Source organism: Azospirillum brasilense (assembly GCF_001315015.1).
Classification (GTDB): Bacteria; Pseudomonadota; Alphaproteobacteria; order Azospirillales; family Azospirillaceae; genus Azospirillum; species Azospirillum brasilense.
This window is the reverse complement of the sequence record NZ_CP012914.1, coordinates 2263936-2289532: the sequence shown is the minus strand read 5'-3', so window position 1 is coordinate 2289532 and position 25597 is coordinate 2263936. Positions and strand designations below refer to the sequence as shown.

The 25597-nt window shown below is 68.4% G+C and carries 21 protein-coding genes; 19 read left to right on the top strand and 2 right to left on the bottom strand.

Going from position 1 to position 25597, the window contains the following annotated elements; genetic code table 11:
• The first annotated feature begins 86 nt into the window (after positions 1-86).
• The 15 genes from AMK58_RS10655 (at position 87) to AMK58_RS10585 (ending at position 18417) form a co-directional block, all read left to right on the top strand.
• The gene (locus AMK58_RS10655) at positions 87-764 is read left to right on the top strand and encodes a TetR/AcrR family transcriptional regulator (protein WP_051140318.1); all 678 of its coding nucleotides are present in this window, start codon (positions 87-89) and stop codon (positions 762-764) included.
• 156 nt (positions 765-920) lie between these two features.
• A complete protein-coding gene (locus AMK58_RS10650) occupies positions 921-1793 on the top strand; it encodes an ABC transporter permease (RefSeq protein ID WP_196813136.1) in 873 nt (290 codons plus the stop codon).
• Positions 1794-1845: 52 nt separating this feature from the next.
• The gene (locus AMK58_RS10645; protein WP_035675146.1) at positions 1846-2844 is read left to right on the top strand and encodes an ABC transporter substrate-binding protein; all 999 of its coding nucleotides are present in this window, start codon (positions 1846-1848) and stop codon (positions 2842-2844) included.
• Positions 2845-2870: 26 nt separating this feature from the next.
• Positions 2871-3695: an ABC transporter ATP-binding protein gene (locus AMK58_RS10640; RefSeq protein ID WP_035675144.1), complete on the top strand. Its 825-nt coding sequence runs from the start codon at positions 2871-2873 to the stop codon at positions 3693-3695.
• Between the two features lie 200 nt (positions 3696-3895).
• Complete coding sequence (locus tag AMK58_RS10635) at positions 3896-5188, top strand: enolase-like domain-containing protein (protein ID WP_079285083.1); 1293 nt, start codon at positions 3896-3898, stop codon at positions 5186-5188.
• 20 nt (positions 5189-5208) lie between these two features.
• Positions 5209-6360: a Gfo/Idh/MocA family protein gene (locus tag AMK58_RS10630; protein WP_035675142.1), complete on the top strand. Its 1152-nt coding sequence runs from the start codon at positions 5209-5211 to the stop codon at positions 6358-6360.
• 16 nt (positions 6361-6376) lie between these two features.
• Positions 6377-7549: a dihydrodipicolinate synthase family protein gene (locus tag AMK58_RS10625; protein WP_035675139.1), complete on the top strand. Its 1173-nt coding sequence runs from the start codon at positions 6377-6379 to the stop codon at positions 7547-7549.
• Between the two features lie 156 nt (positions 7550-7705).
• On the top strand, positions 7706-8569 hold the full coding sequence (locus tag AMK58_RS10620; RefSeq protein ID WP_035675137.1) for a sugar phosphate isomerase/epimerase family protein: 864 nt from the start codon (positions 7706-7708) through the stop codon (positions 8567-8569).
• A gap of 212 nt (positions 8570-8781) precedes the next feature.
• On the top strand, positions 8782-10101 hold the full coding sequence (urtA, locus tag AMK58_RS10615) for an urea ABC transporter substrate-binding protein (protein ID WP_035675136.1): 1320 nt from the start codon (positions 8782-8784) through the stop codon (positions 10099-10101).
• 173 nt (positions 10102-10274) lie between these two features.
• Positions 10275-11879 (top strand): urea ABC transporter permease subunit UrtB, encoded by a 1605-nt coding sequence (urtB, locus tag AMK58_RS10610; RefSeq protein WP_035675135.1) that lies wholly within the window; start codon positions 10275-10277, stop codon positions 11877-11879.
• Between the two features lie 4 nt (positions 11880-11883).
• Positions 11884-13023, top strand: a complete 1140-nt coding sequence (gene urtC / locus AMK58_RS10605) for an urea ABC transporter permease subunit UrtC (protein WP_035675134.1) — start codon at positions 11884-11886, stop codon at positions 13021-13023.
• A 5-nt stretch (positions 13024-13028) separates the two neighbouring features.
• Positions 13029-13775: an urea ABC transporter ATP-binding protein UrtD gene (gene urtD / locus AMK58_RS10600; protein WP_035675131.1), complete on the top strand. Its 747-nt coding sequence runs from the start codon at positions 13029-13031 to the stop codon at positions 13773-13775.
• 160 nt (positions 13776-13935) lie between these two features.
• A complete protein-coding gene (gene urtE / locus AMK58_RS10595; protein ID WP_035675129.1) occupies positions 13936-14631 on the top strand; it encodes an urea ABC transporter ATP-binding subunit UrtE in 696 nt (231 codons plus the stop codon).
• A gap of 182 nt (positions 14632-14813) precedes the next feature.
• Positions 14814-16214, top strand: coding sequence for a dipeptidase (locus tag AMK58_RS10590; RefSeq protein ID WP_035675128.1), 1401 nt, complete (start codon positions 14814-14816; stop codon positions 16212-16214).
• Positions 16215-16725: 511 nt separating this feature from the next.
• A complete protein-coding gene (locus tag AMK58_RS10585) occupies positions 16726-18417 on the top strand; it encodes a methyl-accepting chemotaxis protein (protein ID WP_059398873.1) in 1692 nt (563 codons plus the stop codon).
• A gap of 94 nt (positions 18418-18511) precedes the next feature.
• Here the strand turns inward: AMK58_RS10585 and AMK58_RS10580 are convergent, their stop codons facing one another.
• The gene (locus tag AMK58_RS10580; protein WP_059398872.1) at positions 18512-20956 is read right to left on the bottom strand and encodes an ankyrin repeat domain-containing protein; all 2445 of its coding nucleotides are present in this window, start codon (positions 20954-20956) and stop codon (positions 18512-18514) included.
• A gap of 205 nt (positions 20957-21161) precedes the next feature.
• Here AMK58_RS10580 and AMK58_RS10575 point away from each other — a divergent pair, with 205 nt between their 5' ends.
• Positions 21162-22076: an ROK family protein gene (locus AMK58_RS10575; RefSeq protein WP_079292132.1), complete on the top strand. Its 915-nt coding sequence runs from the start codon at positions 21162-21164 to the stop codon at positions 22074-22076.
• A gap of 72 nt (positions 22077-22148) precedes the next feature.
• A complete protein-coding gene (locus AMK58_RS10570) occupies positions 22149-22478 on the top strand; it encodes a hypothetical protein (protein ID WP_051140317.1) in 330 nt (109 codons plus the stop codon).
• Between the two features lie 243 nt (positions 22479-22721).
• Here the strand turns inward: AMK58_RS10570 and nagA are convergent, their stop codons facing one another.
• Positions 22722-23909: an N-acetylglucosamine-6-phosphate deacetylase gene (nagA, locus tag AMK58_RS10565; RefSeq protein WP_079285775.1), complete on the bottom strand. Its 1188-nt coding sequence runs from the start codon at positions 23907-23909 to the stop codon at positions 22722-22724.
• 517 nt (positions 23910-24426) lie between these two features.
• Between nagA and otsB the strand changes: the two genes are divergently transcribed.
• Together otsB and AMK58_RS10555 are read left to right on the top strand one after the other, a co-directional pair.
• A complete protein-coding gene (otsB, locus tag AMK58_RS10560; protein ID WP_035675109.1) occupies positions 24427-25251 on the top strand; it encodes a trehalose-phosphatase in 825 nt (274 codons plus the stop codon).
• Positions 25252-25341: 90 nt separating this feature from the next.
• Positions 25342-25587: a hypothetical protein gene (locus AMK58_RS10555; RefSeq protein ID WP_035675101.1), complete on the top strand. Its 246-nt coding sequence runs from the start codon at positions 25342-25344 to the stop codon at positions 25585-25587.
• Positions 25588-25597 lie beyond the last annotated feature (10 nt).

The window sequence follows — 25597 nt, the reverse complement described above, 5'->3', positions numbered from 1 at the left end:
TTCGTCTTTCCGTTTCGGCTGATATGCTCCACATTGGAACGCATTGCGGCTCGCCCTCCAGCCGCGTCATGCGAGGACCGGCCTGGATGGACACGCTGACCGACCCGAAAATGACCGCTTCCACAGCCAAGCCGGCCAAACCCGCGAAGGTCACCCGGGACCCGGAGGGCACCCGCGCGCGCATCCTCGCCGCCGCAACGGAGGAGTTTGCGCGCTACGGTCTGGGTGGCGCCCGCGTGGAGCGGATCGCCGAGGTCGCCGGCACCAACAAGCGCATGCTCTACTACCATGTCGGCAACAAGGAGAGCCTGTATCTGGCCGTGCTGGAGGGTGCCTACGCGCACATCCGCGCCACCGAACGCACGCTGAGCCTGGAGACCCTGGACCCGCCCGCCGCCATCGCCCGGCTGATCCACTTCACCTGGCAGTATTTCCTCGACCATCCCGAATTCATGGCGCTGCTGAACATCGAGAACCTGCACCGGGCGGAGCTGCTGAAGACCTCCGACAAGGTGCACGCCATGCATTCGCCCTTCGTGCAGATGATCGCCGACGTGCTGGAGCGCGGCGTCGCCACCGGGATCTTCCGGACGGGGGTGGACCCGGTGCAGCTCTACATCTCCATCGCCGGGCAGTCCTACTTCTACCTGTCCAACGTCCACACCCTGTCGGTCATCTTCGGTCGCGACCTGCTGGCCGAGGAGGCCAAGGCGGAGCGGCTGGACCATATGGTGGAGCTGATCCTGTCATCTCTGCGGGCCTGAGCCGCCGGTGGTTTCATCATGAATAATCCGCATACCTGACCATCCGTCCTACCTCTTTGGCAGGGTTGACCGCTTTGCCGCGCCGGGCTTACTTTTAACCAGCCGGTTAAAAGAGCGCCTCACGTCGGCGCCGCAACGACCGGGGGAGGAGGAGCGATGGCTGTCGATGCGGCGGCTCACGGGAATACATCCCGTGGCGGTCCCGCTTCGGGAACGGCGGCGCGACGGGGCGGGGCGGGTGCCACGCTGCTGCGTCTGCTCAATTCCGGCTGGTTCCGGCCGGTGCTGTTCCTGGTGGTCCTGACCGTCCTGTGGGACCTGTCGGTGCGGATCTTCGCGATCCCGCCCTATCTGATACCGAAACCCGGCGACGTGGCCTTAGCCCTCGCCGCGGACTGGGACCAGCTCCTGGCGGCGTCGGTGCCGACCACGCTGGCGACCTTGGGCGGCTTCGCCCTGTCGGTGCTGTTCGGCATTCCCATCGCCATGCTGATCGCCGGGTCGAAGACGGTGGAATCCTACGTCTACCCGCTGCTGGTCTTCTCGCAGTCGATCCCGAAGGTCGCCATCGCGCCGCTGTTCGTGGTGTGGTTCGGCTTCGGGCTGCTGCCCAAGGTGATCTCCGCCTTCCTGCTGGCTTTCTTCCCCATCGTCGTGTCGGCGGTGCAGGGCTTCAAGTCGGTGGACGGCGACATGATGGACCTCGCCAAGTCCATGAAGGCGACGCGCCTTCAGACCTTCCGCATGGTCAGCCTGCCGCACGCCCTGCCGGCCATCTTCGCCGGTCTGAAGGTGTCGATCACGCTGGCCGTGGTGGGCGCCGTGGTGGGCGAGTTCGTGGGAGCGAATTCCGGCATCGGCTTCGTCCTGCAACGCTCCATCGGGAATTTCGAACTTCCCCTGATGTTCGCGGCCCTGGTGGTGCTGGCGCTGATCGGGGTGGTGCTTTTCTGGGTCATCGACGTGATCGAGCGGCTCGCCATCCCCTGGCACGCGAGCCAACGCCACAACTACATCCCGACGTCGTAACGCCGACAAGAAAACCAACAGCGACGCCGGACACCCTTCGGGAGGAGACGAGATGAAACGGACGCTCTTCGCGGCGCTCTGCGCCCTCACGGCCACGACGCTTCCGGCCCAAGCCGCGGACAAGGTCGTGCTGATGCTGAACTGGTACGTGTATGGCGAGCACGCCCCCTTCTACTACGGCAAGGACAAGGGCCTGTACGAGGCCGAGGGCATCGACCTGGAGATCCAGGAGGGCCGCGGGTCGGCGGTGACGACCCAGGCGGTGGCCGCGAAGACCGTCGATTTCGGCTACGTCGACGTGCCGACCATGATGAAGGCGGCGGTGAAGGGCGCCCCGGTGACCTCGCCCGGCGTGTTGCTCCAGACCAGCCCGATGTCGGCCATGGGCTTCACCGACAAGAACATCCGCAAGCCCGAGGACATCAAGGGCAAGACCGTCGCCATGACGCCGGGCGACAGCATGTCCCAGATCTGGCCGCTGTTCCTGAAGAAGACCGGCCTGAAGGACAGCGATTTCCGCGTCGTGTCGGGCGACGCCCAGACCAAGCTGAACGCCGTCATCAACGGGCAGGCGGACCTGCTGCTGGGCTACGTCATGGACCAGAGCATGAAGATCAAGGACGCCACCGGCAAGTCGGTGACGCCGATCCGCTTCGCCGACTACGGCGTCAATATGGTCTCCTCCGGCATCATCGCCCACACCGAGACGCTGAAGGACAAGCCCGACCTCGTGAAGCGCTTCATGGCCGCCACGACCAAGGCGGTCGAAGGGGCGGAGAAGAACCCCAAGGAGGCGGTGGCCGCCATCCTCAAGGCCAACCCGAAGGGCGGCCAGGAAGCCACCCTGCTGGAGGGCTTCGAGCTGACCACGCCGCTCTACCGCACGGCGGAGACCAAGGGGCAGCGGCCCTTCCGCGTCACCGACGCCAACATGGCCGAGACCGTGGACCTGCTGGTCGAATACGGCGGCCTGGACGCCGCGGCGAAGAAGAACCCGAAGGCCTTCTACACCCGCGACTTCCTCCCCGATCCCGCCGCGGCGGGCCAGTGAGGCCGGACGGACAGGAGAGCAGGGACATGGCTCAGCCCCAGTTGAAAGTCGTCGGATCGGCCGAAACGGCCCGCCTGTCGCAAAAGACCCTGATCCAGATCGACGGCGTGACCAAGACCTACCGCAGCCGCGACGGGGAGGTGCCGTCCCTGCGCCCGATCACCTTCGACGTGCGGGACGGCGAGTTCCTGGTGGTGGTCGGCCCGTCCGGCTGCGGCAAGTCCACGCTGCTGAAGCTGGTCGCCGGGCTGCTGCCCGTCAGCGAGGGCGCCATCACCATCGAAGGCACCACGGTGACCGAGCCGCACGACGACGTGGGCATCGTGTTCCAGAGCCCGGTGCTGCTCGCCTGGCGGACGGTGCTGCGCAACATCATGATGCCGGTGGAGGTCCGCGGCCTGCCGCGGGACAAATACCTGGAGCGCGCCCGCGCGCTGATCCGCATGACCGGGCTGGAGGGGTTCGAGAACAAGTACCCCTGGCAGCTCTCCGGCGGCATGCAGCAGCGCGCCTCGCTCTGCCGGGCGCTGGTCCACGACCCGAAGATCCTGCTGATGGATGAGCCGTTCGGCGCGCTCGACGCCATGACGCGGGAGAAGATGAACGTCGAGCTGCAGCGCATCCAGCACGAGACGGGCAAGACGGTGCTGCTGATCACCCACTCGATCCCCGAGGCGGTGTTCCTGGCCGACCGGGTGATGGTGATGTCGGAGCGTCCCGGCGCCATCGCCGCGACCTACGAGGTGCCGCTGCCCCGCCCGCGCTCGCTGGATGTCATGGGGCACCCCGTCTTCATCGAGCTGACCCAGCGCATCCGGGCGCATTTCAACGCCCAAGGGCATCTGGACTGAGGGGGCGTGTGGTGATGGACGAGTCTTGCCCCCTCCCTGACCCTCCCCCGCTCCGCAGGGGAGGGGAATCACCTCCCTCCCCTGCGTCAGCGGGGGAGGGAAGGGGCCCACGGCAGAGCCGTGGGAAGGGTGGGGGCACCGCACCCGCACCCCTCCTCACCATCCGCGCCATCGACCTCTATGAACGCCCCGTCCGCTTCGTGAAGCCCTTCCGCTTCGGCAGCGTGACGGTGGAGGCGGCCCCTCAGGCCTTCGTCCGCGCTTTGGTCCATGTGGACGGCGTCGGGGAGGCGTGGGGCGGCACCGCCGAGATGATGATGCCGAAGTGGTTCGACAAACGCCCGGACCGCAGCCCGGACGAGACGGTGGACGGCCTGCGCCGCTCCCTGCGCCTCGCCCGCGACGCCTACGGGACGGACCGTGCCGACACCGCCTTCGGGCACCACGCGGCGGCTTATGAAATCCAGCGGGCGGCCTGCCGCGCCGCCGGGCTACCCGACCTGACCGCCGCCTACGGGCCGGCGCTGATCGACAAGGCGATGCTGGACGGGCTGCTGCGGGCTCTGGACACCGACTTCTTCACCGGCATGCGGACGAACCGCGCCGGGATCGACGCGCGGCTGACGCCGGATCTGGCGGGCTTCGACCTGGACGGCTTCCTCGTCGGGCTGGAGCCGCGGGCCTCCGTGGCGCTCCGCCACACGGTCGGGCTGCTCGACCAGCCGGAGGCCCTGCGCGCCCTGCTGGCGCGGGAGCGGCTGGGCCGCTTCAAGATCAAGCTGGGCGGCGATCCGTCCGCCGATCTCGCGCGCCTGGCGGTGATCGCCGGCGTGCTCGACGCGGCGGCGGGCGACTACCGCGCCACGCTGGACGGCAACGAGCAATACGCGGACATGGCGGCCCTTGACGCCTTCGTGGACGGGCTGGAGCGCGATCCGGCGCTGACGGGCTTCCGCGGGCGCCTGCTCTACATCGAGCAGCCGGTGGCGCGGGAGCGCGCGCTGGAGGCGCCGTTGGGCGCGGTGGCGGAGCGCATCCCCTTCATCATCGACGAGTCCGACGACGGCTACGACGCCTTCCCGCGCGCCCGCGCCGCCGGTTACCGCGGCGTGTCGTCCAAGTCCTGCAAGGGTCTCTACAAGGCCGTCCTCAACCGGGCGCGCTGCGAAGCCTGGGGCGCGCCGCACTTCGTGGCGGCTGAGGACCTGACCTGTCAGGCCGGGCTGGCGGTGCAGCAGGACACGGCCCTGGTCGCGCTGCTCGGCATCGCCGACGCGGAGCGCAACGGGCACCAGTACGGAAACGGCTTCGACGGAGCGCCGGAGGCCGACGCCTTCCTCGACGCGCATCCCAGCTTCTACACCCAGCGGGACGGCACCGTCCGTCTCGCCACGGCGGGCGGCAGCCTGCCGACCGAAACCCTGGCCGTCCCCGGCTTCGCCAGCGCGGCGCAGCCCCGGTGGGACCGCCTGTCCCCTCTGAAAAACGAATAATCCCCTAGGGAGTCCTCGACATGAGCACGAAGCGCCTTGGTATCATCATGCATGGCGTGACCGGCCGCATGGGCATGAACCAGCACCTGATCCGGTCGATCCTCGCCATCCGGGCGCAAGGCGGCGTCACGCTGTCCGACGGGTCCCGCGTCATGCCGGACCCCATCCTGGTCGGGCGCAACGCCGAGAAGATCCGCGAGCTGGCCCAGCGCCACGGCGTGGAGCGCTGGACCGACAATCTGGACGCGGCCCTGGCGAACCCGGACGACACGATCTTCTTCGACGCCGGCACCACCCAGATGCGCCCGACGCTGCTGGAGGCGGCGATCCGCGCCGGCAAGCACGTCTATTGCGAGAAGCCCATCGCCACCAACCTGGAGGAGGCGCTGCGCGTCGTCCGGCTGGCCGAGGAGGCCGGGGTGAAGAACGGCACCGTGCAGGACAAGTTGTTTCTGCCCGGCCTGCAGAAGCTGAAGATGCTGCGCGACAGCGGCTTCTTCGGGAAGATCCTCTCGGTGCGCGGCGAGTTCGGCTATTGGGTGTTCGAGGGCGACTGGCAGCCGGCCCAACGCCCCTCCTGGAACTACCGGGAGGAGGATGGCGGCGGCATCATCCTCGACATGGTCTGCCACTGGCGCTACGTGCTCGACAACCTTTTCGGGCAGGTCAAGAGCGTCTCCTGCCTGGGCGCCATCCACATCCCGGAGCGCTGGGACGAGCAGGGCAAGCGCTATCAGGCCACCGCCGACGACGCGGCCTACGCCACCTTCGAGCTGGAGGGCGGAGTCATCGCCCACATCAACTCCTCCTGGGCGACGCGGGTGTACCGCGACGATCTGGTGACCTTCCAGGTGGACGGCACCCACGGCTCGGCGGTCGCGGGCCTGAGCGACTGCGTGATCCAGCCGCGCCAGGGCACGCCGCGCCCGGTGTGGAACCCGGACCAGAAGCAGACCATGGACTTCTACGCGACGTGGCAGCCGGTGCCCGACAACCAGCCGACCGACAACGGCTTCAAGACGCAGTGGGAGTCCTTCATCCGCCACGTCGTCGAGGACGCCCCCTTCAATCACGGGCTGATCGAGGGCGCCAAGGGCGTGCAACTCGTCGAAGCCGCGCTGAAGAGCTGGAAGGAGCGCCGCTGGGTCGACGTTCCCTCGCTGACCGCCTGACCGGAGGGCCTTGTCCATGGCACTGACCATCAAGCTGCCGCGCGCCGACCGGTCGCTGGAAAGCTACGAGGTCGCCCCCGCGCGCGGCTTCCCCGCCCGCACTGACCGGCCGCTGAACCGCGTGGCCTACGCCGCCGCCCACATGGTGGCCGACCCGCTGGCCGACAACGACCCCTGGCTGACCCCGGCCATCGACTGGGACCGCACCATCGCCTTCCGCGAGCATCTGTGGGACCTCGGATTCGGCGTGGCCGAGGCGATGGACACCGCGCAGCGCGGCATGGGGCTGGACTGGAACGCCTCGCTGGAGCTGATCCGGCGCTCCCTGACCGCGGCGAAGGCGCGCGGCAACGCGCTGATCGCCTGCGGGGCGGGCACCGACCATCTGGCGCCGGAGGACGCCCGCTCCCTCGACGACGTGATCCGCGCCTACGAGACGCAGGTCGCCGCGGTCGAGGATCTCGGCGGGCGGGTGATCCTGATGGCGTCGCGCGCGCTCGCCCGCGTGGCCAAGGGGCCGGACGACTACGTCCGCGTCTACAGCCGCATCCTCTCCCAGGTGCGCAGCCCGGTGATCATCCACTGGCTGGGCGACATGTTCGACCCGGCGCTGGCCGGTTACTGGGGAACCAACGACTTCCCGGTGGCGCTCGACACCGCGGTCGGCATCATCAACGACTTCGCGGCCAAGGTCGACGGGGTGAAGATCTCCCTGCTCGACAAGGACAAGGAGATCGTCATGCGCCGCCGTCTGGCCCCCGGCGTGCGCATGTACACCGGCGACGACTTCAACTACGCGGAGCTGATCGCCGGCGACGCGGAGGGGCATTCCGACGCTCTGCTGGGCATCTTCGACGCCATCGCCCCGGCGGCCGCGGCGGCCTTGGCCGAGCTGGCGGCGGGCGAGGAGGGACGCTTCCACGAGATTCTGGAGCCGACCGTTCCGCTGTCCCGCCACATCTTCAAGGCGCCGACCCGTTTCTACAAGACCGGGGTGGTCTTCATGGCCTATCTGAACGGCCACCAGGACCATTTCACGATGATCGGCGGGCAGGAGGGCACGCGCTCCACCCTGCATCTGGCGGAGATTTTCCGGCTGGCCGACAAGGCCGGGCTGCTGCGCGACCCGGAGGAAGCGGTGTGGCGCATGGCCGACGTCCTGGCCGTCCGCGGCATCGAGGCGGTGTGAGGGGATAAGCCCCTCTCCCCTCTGGGGAGAGGGGGGCGCCGAAGGCGCCGGGTGAGGGGGTTCTCGGGGGACCGTACGCTCAGGCATCGCGGGACCCCCTCACCCCAGCCCTCTCCCCAGAGGGGAGAGGGGGCGAGAACGAAAAGGACCACGATCATGCGCGACTTCTCTGGCGATCATCGCTGGCTGTCCATCAACACGGCCACGGTGCGCAAGCAGGGCGACCTGCTGCAGATCTTCGACGCCTGTGCCCGCCACGGAATCCGCGCCGTCTCGCCCTGGCGGGATCAGGTGGCCGCGGTGGGGCTGGACCGTGCCGTCCGGTCCGTGAAGGAACTGGGGCTGGAGCTGTCCGGCTACTGCCGCGGCGGCATGTTCCCCGCCGATCCCGACCGCCGGGCCGAGGTGCGCGACGACAACCGCCGCGCCGTGGACGAGGCGGTGGCCCTGGGCGCCCCCTGCCTCGTGCTGGTGGTCGGCGGGCTGCCGCAATTCTCCCGCCCCGGCTCCCCGCCGTCCAAGGACATCGCGCTGGCCCGCGCCCAGGTGGAGGACGGCATCGCCGAGCTGCTTGAGCACGCCCGCGGCGCCGGAATGCCGCTCGCCATCGAGCCGCTGCACCCGATGTACGCCGCCGATCGCGCCTGCGTGAACACGATGGGCCACGCGCTCGATCTCTGCGACCGGCTGGACCCGGAGGGAACTGGAGCGCTGGGCGTGGCGTTGGACGTCTATCATGTCTGGTGGGACCCGGAACTGGAGGCGCAGATCCGCCGGGCGGGCCGGAATCGCCTGTGTGCCTTCCATGTGTGCGATTGGCTGGTGCCGACCGCCGATCTGCTGGAGGACCGGGGCATGATGGGCGATGGAATGATCGATATTCCAATGATCCGTGGCTGGGTGGAAGCCGTTGGATTCAAAGGCTATTCCGAGGTTGAAATATTCTCGCGCCAGTGGTGGGCACGACCTTTGGATGAGGTGCTGTCGGTCTGTGTCGAACGGCATCGGTCTTCGGTGTGAAGCAACGCCTAAAAAGAAGTCATTTCAGCGGAAATGAGCAAAATTTGAGCATAAAACGGAAGCGTGCATAATTCGTAAGCGAATGTTGGGCTGTGGATCGCTGCGGATTCCCTGAACCGCCTTCCTGAAAACCGGCTGTGGCATCACATTTGCGAAGGATACCCCTGGGCGCCTGAGGCGGGCGCCAGACCAAAGAACGGGGGGTATTCACAATGTTCAAGACGGGGTTCCAGTCGGGCTTCAAGACCGGTCGCACCCTTGCGGCGGCCGCCGGCCTTGCCGTCACGTTCGCCGCGGGCTTCGCCGCCCCGGCGTCGGCCCAGGACACCATCAAGGTCGGCATCCTCCATTCCCTGTCGGGCACCATGGCGATCAGCGAGACCACGCTGAAGGACGTCATGCTGATGCTCATCGAAGAGCAGAACAAGAAGGGCGGCGTTCTCGGCAAGAAGCTGGAGCCGGTCGTCGTCGATCCCGCCTCCAACTGGCCCCTGTTCGCCGAAAAAGCGCGCGAGCTGGTCAGCAAGGACAAGGTGGCCGCGGTGTTCGGCTGCTGGACCTCGGTCAGCCGCAAGTCCGTCCTGCCGGTGTTCGAGGAGCTGAACAGCATCCTGTTCTACCCGGTGCAGTATGAAGGCGAGGAGTCCTCGCGCAACGTCTTCTACACCGGCGCCGCCCCGAACCAGCAGGCGATCCCCGCCGTCGACTATCTGGCGGAAAAGGAAGGCGTGCAGCGCTGGGTGCTGGCCGGCACCGACTACGTCTATCCGCGCACGACCAACAAGATCCTGGAAACCTACCTGAAGTCCAAGGGCGTGAAGTCCGAGGACATCATGATCAACTACACCCCGTTCGGCCATTCCGACTGGCAGAACATCGTCGCCGACATCAAGAAATTCGGCTCCGCCGGCAAGAAGACCGCGGTCGTCTCGACCATCAACGGCGACGCCAACGTCCCCTTCTACAAGGAGCTGGGCAACCAGGGCGTCAAGGCGCAGGACATCCCCGTCGTCGCCTTCTCCGTGGGTGAGGAGGAGCTGGCCGGCATCGACACCAAGCCGCTGGTCGGGCATCTCGCCGCCTGGAACTACTTCATGTCGGTGGACACGCCGGAGAACAGCGACTTCATCAAGAAGTGGCAGGCCTTCACCAAGAACGACAAGCGCGTCACCAACGACCCGATGGAAGCCCACTACATCGGCTTCAACATGTGGGTGAAGGCGGTCGAGAAGGCCGGCACCACCGACAGCAACGCGGTGATCGACAGCCTCGTCGGCGTCGCTGTGCCGAACCTGACCGGCGGCTACTCGGCCATGCTGCCGAACCACCACATCACCAAGCCGGTGCTGATCGGCGAAGTGCAGGAGAACGGCCAGTTCGAGACCGTCTCCAAGACGCCGGGCCTCGTGGCCGGCGACGAGTGGTCGGACTTCCTGCCGGACAGCAAGGATCTGATCTCCGATTGGCGCGCCCCGATGTCCTGCGGCAACTTCAACGTGAAGACCGGCAAGTGCGGCGGCAAGGGGTCGTGAGGACCGTCTGAACGCCTTTCGGTAACTGTCCTGCGTGATGCCCCCTCCCTAACCCTCCCCCGCTGTCGCAGGGGAGGGGACCATGCTCCCTCCCTTGCGAAGCGGGGGAGGGCCGGGGTGGGGGCAACGCCCTCTTTTAGAAAAACGACTTCCGACACATCACAGGAACCGCGATGCACCGCGCATTCTGCTGGCTGCTGGCCGCGTTTCTGGCGCTGGCCGCACCGTCCGCCTTCGCCGCCGATCTGGCACCGCTGGTCCGCGGCCTGGGTGCCGGCAGCTACGCCGAGACCGAAAAGGCCCTCGCCGGGCTGGCCGAGACGGGCGATCCCGCCGTCGTGCCGGTGATCGAGGCCCTTCAGGCCGGCGACCTGCACGTCCGCAAGGTGGACGGCGCCGTGGTCGTCGCCAAGCGCGCCGGCAATGGCTACGCCCTGACCGACCCGGTGACCGGCGCCGCCATCGGCGAAGCGGACCGCAACGCGGTCGAGAAAATCCGCATCAACAACGCTTTGCGCCGCACGATCAGCGCGACGCTCGGCGCTCTCACCCTGATGAGCCCCGACGCCAACACGCGCCGGCAGGCGGCCGAGGCGGTGTTCAAGAGCCGCGACGCCAACGCGCTGGACGCGCTCAACACGGCGCTGGCCAAGGAATCCGACGAGCGCGTCCGCCGCGCGATGACCCAGGCGCGGGCCTCCGTCCTGCTGACCGGGGACGCGCCCGACGCCGACAAGATCGCCGCCGTCGCGGTGCTTCAGGAGCGCGGCGACCAGGACGCGCTGGCCCTGCTGAACGGCGCTGCCAACACCGGCAGCGACGCGGTGAAGGACGCCGCGACGAAGGCCATCGCGTCCGTCGAGCAGCGGCTCGCCCTGTGGGGTGCCGCGCAAAATCTGTGGTACGGCCTGTCGCTCGGCTCGGTGCTGCTGCTGGCGGCGATCGGGCTGGCCGTCACCTTCGGCGTCATGGGCGTCATCAACATGGCGCATGGCGAGATGGTGATGATCGGCGCCTACGCCACCTTCCTGGTGCAGGAGGCCTTCCGCCAGTGGGCGCCGGGCCTGTTCGATTTCTCCATCCTGGTGGCTCTGCCCGTCGCCTTCCTGGTTTCCGGCGCGGTCGGCGTCGCCATCGAGCGCAGCGTGATCCGCTGGCTCTATGGGCGTCCGCTGGAAACGCTGCTGGCGACCTGGGGCCTGTCGCTGGCGCTGCAGCAGGCGGTGCGCTCCATCTTCGGGCCGACGAACCGCGAGGTCGGCGCCCCGTCCTGGATGTCCGGCGCCTTTGAACTCGGCGGGCTGACCATCACCTACGGGCGGCTGTGGATCGTCGTCTTCGCCTTTCTCGTCTTCGGCGCGCTGCTGGTGGCGCTGCGCAAGACGTGGTTCGGGCTGAGCATCCGCGCCGTCACCCAGAACCGCAGCATGGCCAACGCCATGGGCATCCGCACGGCGCGGGTGGACGCGCTGACCTTCGGGCTCGGCTCCGGCATCGCTGGTCTGGCCGGGGTGGCGCTGAGCCAGATCGACAACGTCAGCCCCAACCTGGGCCAGGGCTACATCATCGACAGCTTCATGGTCGTGGTGTTCGGTGGCGTCGGCAACCTGTGGGGCACGCTGGTCGGCGCGCTGGCGCTCGGCGGCGTCAACAAGTTCCTGGAGCCCTACGCGGGCGCGGTGCTGGGCAAGATCCTGGTGCTGATCTTCATCATCCTGTTCATCCAACGGCGTCCGCGCGGCCTGTTCGCGCTGAAGGGCCGGGCGGTGGAGGCCTGATCCGATGCTGACCCATTTCTTCCTGATGGGCCTCGACAAGAAGGCCGGCGTGCTGCTGACCGTCCTGGCGGTGCTGGCCGTGGCGGTGCCGGTCATGGCGCTGGGCACCGCCCCGGACTCGCCGTGGCACCTGTCCACCCACACGGTGGCGCTGCTCGGCAAATATCTGTGCTTCGCCCTGCTGGCGCTGTCGCTCGACCTCGTCTGGGGCTTCGTCGGCATCCTGTCGCTGGGCCACGCTGCTTTCTTCACGCTCGGCGGCTACGCCATGGGCATGTACCTGATGCGGCAGATCGGCTCGCGCGGCGTCTACGGCAACGCCGATCTGCCGGACTTCATGGTCTTCCTGAACTGGACGGAGCTGCCCTGGTACTGGCACGGCTTCGACCAGTTCTGGTTCGCCGCGATCATGGTGATGCTGGTGCCGGGCCTGCTCGCCTTCGCCTTCGGCTGGTTCGCCTTCCGCTCGCGCGTCACCGGCGTCTACCTGTCGATCATCACGCAGGCGATGACCTTCGCCCTGATGCTGGCCTTCTTCCGCAACGACATGGGGCTGGGCGGCAACAACGGCCTGACCGACTTCAAGGAGATCCTGGGCTTCGATGTCCAGGCCGCCTCGACCCGCGTCGGGCTGTTCGTGGCGACGGTGGTGGCGCTGGCGGCCGGCTACATTCTGGCCTCGGCCGTGGTGGCGTCCAAGCTGGGCAAGGTGCTGATCGCCGTGCGCGACGCGGAGAGCCGGGTGCGTTTCCTGGGCTACGAGACCGACCGCTACAAGCTGTTCGCCTGGACGCTGTCGGCCTGCATGGCCGGCGTGGCGGGCGCGCTCTACGTGCCGCAGGTGGGCATCATCAACCCGTCGGAATTCTCCCCCGCCAGCAGCATCGAGGCGGTGATCTGGGTCGCCGTCGGCGGGCGCGGCACGCTGGCCGGGCCGGTGCTGGGTGCGGTGCTGGTGAATTTCGGCAAAAGCTACTTCACAGCGGCGCTGCCGGAGCTGTGGCTGTTCGCGCTCGGCGGCCTGTTCGTGCTGGTCACGCTGTTCCTGCCCAAGGGCATCCTCGGTCTGGCGGCGCAGCTCCGCGACCGGCTGCCGGCGCGCGCCACGGTCACCGCCAAGCCGGCGGACCAGAAGGGAGTCTGAGAGAGATGAGCACCGAGGACACCCTGCTGTATCTGGACGGCGTGTCGGTCAGCTTCGACGGGTTCCGGGCGCTGAACAGCCTGTCTCTGGTCATCGAGCCGGGCGAGATGCGGGCGATCATCGGGCCGAACGGCGCCGGCAAGACGACCATGATGGACGTCATCACCGGCAAGACCCGCCCCGACACCGGCACCATCCTGTTCGAGGGCCGCACCGACCTGACCAGCCTGCGCGAGCCGGCCATCGCCAACCTGGGCATCGGCCGCAAGTTCCAGCGCCCCACCGTGTTCGAGATGCACACGGTCTGGGACAATCTGGAACTGTCGCTGAAGGCGCCGCGCCGCCCGCTGAAGACGCTGACCTACTCGGCCACGCGGGAGGACCGGGCGCGGATCGAGGAGATCCTCGACATCACCCGCCTGTCGCCGCGGCGCGACCGCCCGGCGGGCAGCCTGTCGCACGGCGAGAAGCAGTGGCTGGAGATCGGCATGCTGCTGGCCCAGGACCCGAAGCTGCTGCTGGTCGACGAACCGGTGGCCGGCATGACCGACGCTGAGACGGAACAGACCGCCCATCTGCTGAAGGACATCGCCGGCAAGCATTCGGTGATCGTCGTGGAGCATGACATGGTCTTCGTCCGCGAACTGGGCGTGAAGGTCACGGTGCTGCACGAGGGCTCGGTACTGGCCGAAGGTTCGCTCGATACGGTGAGCGCCAACAAGCAGGTCATCGACGTCTATCTGGGCCGGTGACGCAAATGTATTTCCCTCTCCCCTCTGGGGAGAGGGTCAGGGTGAGGGGGCGCCCGAAGGGCGGAAACGCAGCCTCATTGCAGAGCTTTTCCGGCCTGCGGCCGCCCCCTCATCCTAACCTTCTCCCCAGAGGGGAGAAGGGATTCAGGAGAAAGCAAGCATGCTCGACGTACGGTCTGTCGATCTCCATTACGGCGCGGCTCAGGCGCTGCGCGGCGTGTCGCTGACGGCGGAGGTGGGAAAGGTTACCTGCCTGCTGGGGCGCAACGGCGTCGGCAAGTCCTCGCTGCTGCGCGCCATCGTCGGGCTGAAGCCGGTGACCGGCGGGACCATCGCCTGGGACGGCGGCGACATCACCAGGCTCGCCCCGTCGGAGCGGGCGCGGCGCGGCATCGCCTATGTCCCGCAGGGGCGCGAGATCTTCCCGCTGCTGACGGTGCGGGAAAACCTGCTGACCGGTTACGCGCCGCTGAAGCGCGCCGACCGCTCCATCCCCGACGAGGTGTTCGAGCTGTTCCCGGTGCTGAAGTCCATGCTGGACCGCCGCGGCGGCGACCTGTCGGGCGGGCAGCAGCAGCAGCTCGCCATCGGGCGGGCGCTGGTGACGCGGCCTCGGCTGCTGGTGCTGGACGAGCCGACCGAGGGCATCCAGCCCAGCATCATCAAGGACATCGGACGGGCCATTTCATACCTGCGCGACAAGGGCACCATGGCGATCCTGCTGGTCGAGCAGTATTTCGAGTTCGCCCGCGATCTGGCCGACGACTGGGCGGTGATGGAGCGCGGCGAGGTCATGCTGGCAGGCAGCCGCGACGGGCTGGAGGAGAGCGAGGTCCGGCGGTACCTGACCGTCTGACGCGCCTGCGTCCAGGGCATCCTCGCGAAGGCGGAGCCGCGGTCCCGCCATCCTGTGCTTCCCGTGGCGGGAACCGGGAACGCCGCCGTCGCGAGGATGGCACCCCTGCGCTTTGTGGAGCTTGGCGCGGAACCGCGATGCGCTACCATCGCTGCCATCATCCACACCGAAGGCAGTTCCGAATGTCGAGCGTCCTGTCAGCCGACCCCGTTCTCCAGCAGGTTGACCGCGGTTTCGAAGACTCCCTGGGCCGTCTCTGCGACCTGCTGCGCATCCCCAGCGTCAGCACCGACCCGGCTTACAAGGGCGACGTGCGCCGTGCCGCGGACTGGCTGGTGCGCGAGCTGAGCGGGCTGGGCTTCGACGCCTCCGTGCGCGAGACGGCCGGCCATCCCGCGGTCGTCGCCCATCATCCGGGGCCGGGCGGTCAGGATGTGCCGCACATCCTCTATTACGGCCATTACGACGTGCAGCCGGCGGAGCCGCTGGAGCTGTGGAACAGCCCGCCCTTCGAGCCGGCCATCGTCGAGGCCGAGCATGGCCGCCGCATCGTCGCCCGCGGCGCCGTGGACGACAAGGGTCAGGTGATGACCTTCATCGAGGCGTTCCGCGCCTGGCACGCCGTGCACGGCACCCTGCCCATCCGCGTGACCGTCCTGCTGGAGGGCGAGGAGGAGACCGGCAGCCCGAACCTGCTGCCCTTTTTGAAGGCCAACGCGGAGGAGCTGAAGGCTGACGTCTGCGTCATCACCGACACCAACGCCTGGAACATCGACACCCCGGCGATCACCACGCGGCTGCGCGGCCTGCTCTACGTCGAGGCGACGCTGCATGGGCCGAGCCACGACCTGCATTCCGGTATGTTCGGCGGCGCGGTGCTGAACCCGATCAACGCGCTGACCCGCATCCTCGGCCAGATCCATGACGAGGACGGGCGCGTCCGCTTCCCCGGCTTCTACGACGATGTGGCCGAGCCCACGGACGAGGAAAAGGCGATGTGGCGCGACCTCGGCTTCGACGAGAGCGCCTTCCTGGCCGGCGTCGGGCTGAAGACCCCGGTGGGCGAGGCCGGGCGCAGCGCGCTGGAGCGGCTGTGGTCGCGCCCGACCTGCGACATCAACGGCATCTGGGGCGGCTACACCGGCGAAGGCTCCAAGACCGTCATCGCCTCCAAGGCGTCGGCAAAGCTGTCCTGCCGCCTCGTGCCGGCGCAGGACCCGGAGAAGATCCTGGCCGGGATCAAGAGCTTCCTGGAGGAGCGCACGCCGGCGGACGGGCGGTGGGAGTTCACGGTGTTCGGCCGCTCGCCGGGCGTCCAGGTGCCGACCGACAGCCCCTATCTGCGCGCCGCCATGGCGGGGCTGGGCGACGTCTTCGCCAACAAGCCGGCACTGGTCGGCAGCGGTGGCTCGATCCCGGTCGGCGGCTACATCCGGCAGGCGCTGGGCTTCGATTCGATCTTCGTCGGCTTCGGGCTTGAGGATGACCGCATCCATTCGCCCAACGAGAAGTTCGAGGTGAAGTGCCTGCACAACGGCATCCGCTCGCACGCGGCCATGCTGGCGCGCTTCGCCGCTCTCTGATCCGTACCGGTCCGCAAGTTTTTGTGGTTCAGCCCGCGGCTGCGCATCACGCGCCCGCGGGCTTTTTTTGCGCCTTTGGCATCCACTGGCGATCCGTGACGCCTCCGGCGAAACAAACGTTTCTCAAGTGAGTAACTTTACAAAATCATCAATGTAATAAATAAAAAGAAAAAAGTTTTCAGCATTTCATAATGCTTTAATAGTTAGTTTACTTATGATGTGAGATAAACAGTGCGTCGAGTGCAGTGCTGGTTGGCATCGGTACGCAGAGCGGAATGTCAAAAGGCTCTGCGGCATAGATTAAAAGAAATCACGAACCCATCGTCGACGCCAATCGTGTGAGAATTGCGCTCCCGCGTTGGGGAAACTCTCGCGTAATCTGTAAGTCTGTCGGCATAGAGCCTGTCGTGGTCGGTGAATCCCTTGGAAACACGTTGCAGACAATAAAAAATTGAAGCTCTGCACAAGGTAGCGCGCTGGTTTTCTCGGGAATTCGTGGAGGGAATGTCGCATGTCTGTTCTATCGAACATCACGATAAAAGCGAAGATCGTGTCTTCGTTTTCCATACTCGTCATGTTCATCATCGCATTGGGTCTTTTCAGCATAGACCGCATTTCGACGGTGAATGACGCGGGGAAGGACATCCGCGACAACTGGCTGCCGAGCGTCGGCGAGATTGCCCGGATGACCGATTATTTCGAGTTCTACCGGATTCTGGAGTCCGCACACATTCTATCCACCGAGCCTGCCCAGCAGGCCGAGGAGGAGAAGACCATGGCGGCGACTCTGGAGAACTTCCAGGACGCGGTTCGCAAATATGAATCCATGCTGACCCCCGGCTACGAGACCGAAACGTTCCAGAAGCTCATGGGCCATTGGGAGCGTTACCAGGAACTGAGCCACCGAAAATTGCTTCCGTTGTCCCGGGACGATCGCAACAACGAGGCGACCGCACTCTACAAAGGCGAATCGCGCGTCGAGTTCCGCAAGGCCCAGGGGCTCATGCGCGACCTCATCCAATTCAACATCCGCAACGGTCGCATTGCCGCCGACCAGGGCGAGGCGACCTATGGGTCGAGCAAAACCCTGCTCATCGTCGCGATCTCCGTCGTGACCCTCCTCGGCGCGATGATGGGGCTGGCGATCATCGCCGGCGTGTCCAAGCCGATCCAGCAGCTCACTGGGGTGATGAACCGGCTGGCGGGGCGCGAGCTGACGGTCACCGTGGACGGTGCGCAGCGCAAGGACGAGCTGGGCGCCATGGCCCGCGCGGTGCAAGTCTTCAAGGACGGCCTGATCGAGGCGGACCGGCTGGCCGCCGTCCAGGCGGAGGAACAGGCGACCAAGCAGCGCCGGTCGGAAGCCGTGGAGCGTCTGGTGAACCGCTTCGGGGACTCCTCCGCGGCCTCCCTGCGCACGGTGGCCGCCGCAGCCTCGGAGCTGGACGCCACCGCCCACAGCATGACCTCCATGGCCGAGCGGACCAACATCCAGGCGACCACCGTCCAGGCGGCGGCGGAGCAGACCAGCGCCAACGTCCAGACCGTCGCGTCGGCTACGGAGGAGATGGCGAGCTCCATCCGCGAGATCGCGACGCAGGTGTCGCGCTCCTCGCAGATCGCCGGGCAGGCGGTCGAGCAGGCGACCCGCACCAACGAGACGGTGCGCGGTCTGGTCGAGGCCGCGCAGAAGATCGGCGAGGTGGTCAGCCTCATCACCAACATCGCCAGCCAGACGAACCTGCTGGCGCTGAACGCGACCATCGAGGCCGCCCGGGCGGGCGAGGCCGGCAAGGGCTTCGCCGTCGTCGCCGGCGAGGTGAAGCATCTCGCCTCCCAGACCGCCAAGGCGACCGACGAGATCGCCGCCCAGATCGCCGCCATCCAGGGCGCGACCGACGGCGCGGTGCGCGACATCTCCGCCATCGGCGGCATCATCGGCCAGATCAACGACATCTCGACCGCCATCGCCGCCGCCATCGAGGAGCAGGGCGCCGCGACCAACGAGATCTCCCGCAATGTCCAGGAGGCCGCGACGGGCACCCACCAAGTCTCCGGCAGCATCACCGAGGTCACGCTGGCCGCGGGTGAGACGGGTGCGGCGGCCGGTCAGGTGATGAGCGCGTCGGGCGAACTGGCCCGCCAGTCGGAAACGCTGCGCAAGGAGATCGAGAGCTTCCTGGCGGAGATCAAAGCCGCCTGATTGGGCAACGGCTCGGAGATGGGTTCGGCAGGATCGACATGCGAAAACGGCGGGCATCCCTGGGGCGCCCGCCGTTTTTTGCTTGGCTTGCCGGTCAGTGCGGCTTCAGCGCCTCGACCACCTGCATGTGGCCCTGCAGCGCGCCGAGGGTGAGGGCGGAGTTGCCGGCGGTGTCCATGCGGAACGGGTTGGCGCCGCGCTCCACCAGCATCCGGGCCACGCGGTCGTGGCCGTTGTTGGCGGCGTACATCAAGGCCGACCAGCCGTGGCTGGCCACCCGGTCCACCGACACGCCACGGTCGACCAGGATCTTTACGACTCCGTCATGGCCGCGGGCCGCGGCGGCCATCAGCGCGGTCTTGCCGTCGTCGTTGGTGGCGTCAAGTTCGGCCCCGGCGGCGGCCAGGGCGTGGATCACCGCCTCGTGCCCGCCCCAGGCGGCGTACATCACCGCGGTGGCGCCATCAGCGGTGCGCAGCTCCGTCTTGGCCCGGCGGTCGATCAGCAGCCGCACCGCGTCGGTCAGCCCCTGTTCGGAGGCCAGCATCAGCAGGGTCTTGCCGTTGTCCACCCGCTTGTTCGGATCGGCGCCGCCGTCCAGCGCGCGCTTCAACTCGTCAGTCCGGCGCATCAGGGCAATGGCGCCGTCACGGCTGTCCAGGCCGGGCCGCACCTCGGCGGTGGCCGCCGGCGCCGACGGGGTGCCGGGTGCCGCCGAGGCCGTGGGCATGGCGGGAAGCACGCGCCCTTCGCCGGCCGCCTTGATGCGGTCGCGCAGGTCGCCGGTGTTGGGGGCGACGATCAGAGCGCGCTCGTAGAAGCGCCGCGCCTCGTCCCAATTGCCGTCGCGCTCCGCCAGCGAGGCCCAGCGGCGGTAGGTCTCCTCCATGGTCGTCAGAAGTTCCTGGATCTCCGGCGTCGCCGGGGCGATCTCGCGCAGGCGCGACACCGTCTCGTAGGCGTTGTTGTTCGGCGGCGTGGTCAGCAGCTTGGCGGCGATCTGCCGGCGGGCCTGATCGACCAGGGTGCGGACGCGTGGGTTCAGGCCGTTGTCGCTGGCCGAGAAGGGCGTGGACGCCGTGGGGGTCGCGGGCTGGGGCATCGCCGGGGCGGCCATCTGGGGCGCCGGCTCATCGACCAGCGGCGGCAGGGTGGCGGAACCGGTCGGGCCTTCGCTCTGCTCCGTGCGGTACTCGGTCGCCCGCGGCTTGGGCGGTTGGGTGTGCTCCGCGGCCAGCGGATCGGCCGCCGGCACCGGCGGTTTCGGCATCTGGGCCGACGGAGCGACGGACGGCTGCTCCGGCCTCGCCGGCGGCGCCGGGTCGAGCTTCGCGACGGTCGTTGGCGAGGGCACCGCCGGGGTGGCCGTCGTCTGGGGAGTCGTCTGGGCGGCTGGCGGGCTCGCGGTGCGGACGGCGGGCGGCGGGGCGTCGGCCCTGATGGGCGCAGGACCGGCGACCGGCACCCCGGCCTCCGCGGGGAGGGAAGCGAGATAGGGGTTCTGCGGCCGGGCGAGCGCCAGCGTGTCAGGGCCGCGGCTGCCCAGGCTGGGCTCATCGGCGAAAGGATTGTGCACCCGCTCCGTGACGAAACCGCGGAGGTCCTGCCAGCTTTGCCGGGCGTAATCGAGCGCCCGTTCGGGCGTGGCGCCCGGGACCGCCAGAGTTACGCCGGCCCCGGCGGCACCCAGCAGGATCAGGGTGGTGATCGCCGCTCCGGCCAGCGCGGCGCGGCGGCGCGGGCGCTTGACGGGCAGATCGGCGACCGGGGCACCGGCTTCCGGGATCGTCCAGCCGTCCGGAGCGTCCCAGTCGTTGGCCGGCCAGTCGTTGGCGTCGCGTTCCGCCCCCCGTCGCGGCGGCGGCGGCGGCGGCGCGGCGCGCGGCGGGGCGAGCGCCGGCCCGACGGAGAGGCCGGCAGAAGGAATGGCGGCGGCGGGCGCGACGGACGGGCCGGCGCCGGGCGTCATGCGGTAGATCACGCCAAGCTCGCGCACCGCCTCGGCCAGCCCGGGACGGGCCAGGGTCCGCTCCATCTCCGGCGTGCCGCAGAGAAGGACCTGGAGGAAACGCCCGCTCGGCGTTTCGGACCGGGTGAGGTCGATCAGGTCGGCCAGCGCCGGAGCGGCCAGGACACCGGCGTTCTCCACCGCCAGCAGCCCGGTGCCGGCGAGGTCGAGCCGCTCCTCCAACTCCTCGATCAGCGTGTCGAAATCGCGGTCGTCGCTGTCCGACGGCAGGGCGGCGTCACCAGCGGCGGACACCAGATCCTCCACCTGCGCTCCGGCGCTGGCGGCGACCGGAAGCACCAGCGCCCCGTCGGAGCCGACCTGCTCGACGAGCTGGTGGAAGACCGCGGCCCGTCCGGACCCGGCCTCGCCGACCAGCACCAGCAGCCGTTTGCGCGCCAGCAGAGCCAGGAGAAGGCCGTCGAAGACCTCCGTCTGGTCGGGGCGCAGGCCGGCGGCCTGGGGTTGGGGCTTCGCCTTCGCCGCAGAGCGATTCGAGGATGGCGTGGCTTTCGGAGCGGAACGGTCCATGGGGGCGCGCGCAATCCAATTGATGGGACGTGACACTCCTGACTCTAGTGGTCCGCCGTCGTCCTGCGACGGTGCAAAGGGACGGGACCGCCACCTCTTATGGAGGAGGCGCGCGTCGGGATGGCTGATTCGGGCGGAGCGCTGCGCTATAGGGGGAGCTGCTTTTTTCACCTCCTTCACTGTCCACCCGCGCTGGGAGTCCGTCATGGGCATGGGTCCGATGCGAATCGGCGTCGATCTGGGCGGCACCAAGATCGCCGCCACCCTCCTGGCTCCGGACGGGACGGAGCGGGCGCGGTACCGCGCCGACACGCCGCGCGGCTATGCGGAGACACTGGAGGCGCTGGCCGGCGCCGTGGCGGCGCTGGAGGAGCGGGCGGGCTGCCGGGACGCCACGGTCGGCCTGTGCCTGCCCGGCATTGTCGACGCTGCCGCGGGAACCGTGCGCGCGGTCAATCTGCCCTGGCTGGACGGCCGGCCCTTTGCGGCCGATCTGGCGCGGGCGCTGGACCGCCCGGTGCGCATCGCCAACGACGCCAACGCCTTCGTCCTGTCGGAGGCGGTGGACGGTGCCGCCGCCGGGGCGCCGCTGGTCTTCGGGATCATCCTGGGCACCGGGGTCGGAGGCGGGATCGTCGCCGACCGGCGCATCCTGGCCGGCGCCAACGCGCTCGCCGGAGAGTGGGGGCATAACCCGCTGCCTTGGCGGACGGCGGAGGACGGCCCGCCGTTGCCCTGCGGCTGCGGGCGGGAAGGCTGCATCGAGACGCTGCTGTGCGGAGCCGGTCTGGCCCGCCTGCACCATCGGCGTACGGGAGAGTCGCTGGCCCCGCCGGAGATCGCCGCCCGCGCGGCGGCCGGCGACGCGGCGGCGCGGGCGACGCTGGACCGTCATGCCGATGCGCTGGCCCGTGCGCTGGCCGCCGTCATCAATCTGCTCGACCCTGACGCGGTGGTGGTCGGCGGCGGCCTGTCGGACTTGCCGGGGCTGTACGAGGCCGTGCCGGTCCTATGGGGGCGCTGGGCGCTGAGTCCGGCTCCCCGCACCCGCTTCCTTCGGGCGCGCCATGGCGCCGAAAGCGGTATGCGCGGCGCGGCGTGGCTTTGGCCCAAGGCGTGATCCCTTCGGCCGATGTTTCGAAATTGGCGCGGCTTTTGCTCTATACCCTCCGACACGGAAGGGAGAGGGCCCATGTTCGGCTTCATCACGGGGTTTCAGAAGGGGCAGCGCGGGTCTTCGCTGCAAACTGCAAATCAAAATGCCTATCGCAATATGCAGAAGGCGGCGCCGTCGCATCCTGCAAACGGCCTAACGGCCAAACGTCAGTTGGAGGAGGCCTGCGTCCTTCTGCAGGACGCCGCCGACGACCTGGAATCGGTCCTGTCGGGAATGCCTACGCCCGCCGGCCGGGCCGATCTGAACGAGGCGATCGGAACGATCATGGAGACGTTGAGGCTGGTTGCCTCCGCCCATACGCGGCTGGAGCACCCGCAGATCCATGGCGGCGCACTGGCCGACTGAGGGCTCCGCCCGGCAGCCGAATTGATGGGTCCGAAACGCGAAAGGGCGGCCCCACCAGGGAGCCGCCCTTTCGCTTGTCCGGATGCCCGGACCCCGATCACTCGGAAACGGTCTGCCAGAAGAAGAACACGACGGCCAGAACCATCAGGGCGATGTCCATGGGTAAATCTCCTCGATTCTGCGTATGAGGGTCAAAATTCTGCGGCCTCTATACGACAGATTTGCGCGCGTGCAGGGGGTGTTTCACGGAACGGCCATTTTGCCGCTGATCCAGGTCGTCCGCACCCGCAACCGCTCGTCGAGATGCACGAGGTCGGCGGCCAGGCCGGGCCGAAGGCGGCCGCGCCGTCCCGCCATTCCCATGAAATCGGCCGGGTAGGCGGAGGCCATGCGCAATGCCTCGTCCAGCGGGATGCCGACCCGTTCCACGGCGTTGCGCACCGCCGTCGCCATGTCCAGGGCGGAACCGGCCAGCGTGCCGTCGGCGGTGACGCAACGCCCGTCCTTCACCCGGATCTCCTCGCCGTAGAGCTGGAAACCGCCGGCTGGGTGATCCTCGGAAGCGCCGACCGGGGGCATCGCGTCGGTCACCAGGAACAGCCGGCCCGGGGCCTTCGCCTTCCAGGCCAGACGGACGGAGGCGTCGTGGACATGGTGCCCGTCGACGATGATGCCGCACCAGACCGTGTCGTCCTCCAGCGCGGCCCCGACCATGCCGGGCTCGCGGGAGCCGAGCGGGCTCATGGCGTTGAACAGGTGGGTCACCCCGGTGATGCCGGCGGCGAAGCCGGCCTTGGCCTGCGCCCAGGTAGCGGTGCTGTGGCCGGCGGCGATGCGCAGCCCGGCGGCGGCGAGCCGGCGAACCGGCTCCGGCGGAACCGCCTCCGGCGCCAGCGTGACCAGGGCCGGCAGGCCGGACAGGCCGCCGAGCAGGGCGAGGTCGTCGGCGTCGGGGGGGGCGATGAAGCGCGCGTCATGGACGCCGCGGCGTGCCGGCGCGATGTGCGGACCTTCCAGATGGATGCCGAGCACACCGGGCATCCCCTCCGCCACGGCGGCGCGCACCGCGGCCACGGCGGCGGCGCGCTTTTCAGCCGAGTCGGTGATGAGGGTGGGCAGCAGGCCGGTGGTGCCGAAGCGGCGGTGCGCCTCGGCGATGCGGCGCAACGTCGGCAGGTCGGGCGTGTCGTTGAACAGCGCGCCGCCGCCGCCATTCACCTGAAGGTCGATGAAGCCGGGGGCGAGGATGCCGCCGCCGAGATCGATCACCTCGGCCTCCCGCGGGATCGCTTCGGGCGCGACGATGGCGGCGATGGCCGGGCCGTCGATCAGCAGGGCGGCACCCGCCAGCACCGCATCCCCGGTGTGGAGCGTGGCGTTGACGAGCGCCGTCAGCGGCCGGTCGGCAGCGGGGCTGTGTGCATGGCTCAATTCGGCACCCGATGGGCTGCGGCGGGGGGCGGCGGTGAGCCGACAGGAAAACCCGGCGGGGCCTGTGGTGCAAGAGCGCGTCGTGGGGAATAAAACCCTTCAATCTGTGCGGATTATGCCGCTGGATTTGTTGGGGTATGGTGATTGTTAGGGATTGCCAGAAGGGACAGGTTTCTGGCAGAAAAAAGGCCGCTGACGAACAGCGGCCTGAGTTTAGGGAGGAAACGCCCAAGAAGGGCGAAGCAGCAATCTCTTGCTGCGCTGCAAAATTAACAAAGATCTCAGGTGGGTGAAAACCCCGCAGCAATGGCCCCATGCGGGGCCGTTGCTTTTTCCGGGGCCGCTGTGACCGGAGAGTCACAATCGTATCGGGTGCGATAACATCACTGGTTAACGCGCCCGTCCCGTTATCCGGACCCGGCATCTGGACCTGATGGCGCGCTTTCCCGTTGTTCCGATCGTGCGCCGGCGCGACTGCGCCCATTGCGATGCCCCGGACAACAAAGGAGAGCCGCCCGTGACCGACCAGCCGTCCCCCGCTTCCACCGAAGGCAAACCGTCGGCGCTTGTCCGGTTCGACGCCTTCGCGGCGATGCTGGGCGACCGGCGGCCCGCCGTCTTCCTCGATTATGACGGGACTCTGACGCCCATCGTGGAGCGGCCCGATCTGGCGATCCTCAACGACTCCGTGCGCGCGGTGATCCGGCGGCTGGCCGGCCTGTGCCCGGTGGCGGTGGTCAGCGGGCGCGACCTGGAGGATGTGGCCCGCCATGTCGGGATCGACGATCTGATCTACGCCGGCAGCCACGGCTTCGACATCCGCGGCCCCGGTCTGCGCACCCAGATCGGCGAGGAGTATCTGGGCGACCTCGACGCGGCCGAAGCGGAGCTGTTGCGGCGCCTGCACGGTGTCGAGGGCGCGCTGGTCGAGCGCAAGCGCTTCGCCATCGCCATCCACACCCGGCGGGTGGTCCCGGACCGCAAGGCGTCGGTTGGCGACGCGGTGCGGGACGTCGCGGCGGCCTTTCCGAACCTGCGCGTCACCGGCGGCAAGGAGATCCACGAGTTGCGGCCCAACGTCCCTTGGGACAAGGGCAAGGCGGTCCTGTCGCTGCTCGATACCCTTGGGCTGGCGGGGCCGGAGACGCTGCCGCTCTACCTCGGCGATGACGAGACGGACGAGGACGCCTTCCGTGCCCTGGCGGCGCGTGGCGAGGGGCGGGGAGTCGGCATCCGCGTCATGGACCCGCCGGCCCCCAGCGCCGCCGGATGGAGCCTGAAGGCTCCCGCGGAAGCCGGCGCCTTTCTCGACCGCTTGGCCGTTTGGTTGGCGGAGGGCTGAACCAGCCCGCCGGTCCCCATAGGCGAGTCCCCATCGCTTTTCCGCCGAAAAAGGGGTAGGGTGGTCGCCGGTCAATCGAGGGGTTCCACCATGGACATCGGCGCGCTCGGCGCACCGCGGATGCCGTCCCTGCAAGACGCCCAGGCCTCGGCCCTGGCGGGGCTTCAGGGCGCCCAGTCCCGCGCCGACGAGGCGGGGGCGCAGCTCGCCGCCGGCAACCTCGATCCGGCGGTGGTGGTCAGCCTCTCCTCGGCCCAGACCGACTTCGCCGCCAACGTCAAGGTCATGCAGGCCGCGCAGGACAACACCAAGCGTGTCCTCGACATGCTGGTGTGAGTCTTCAGAC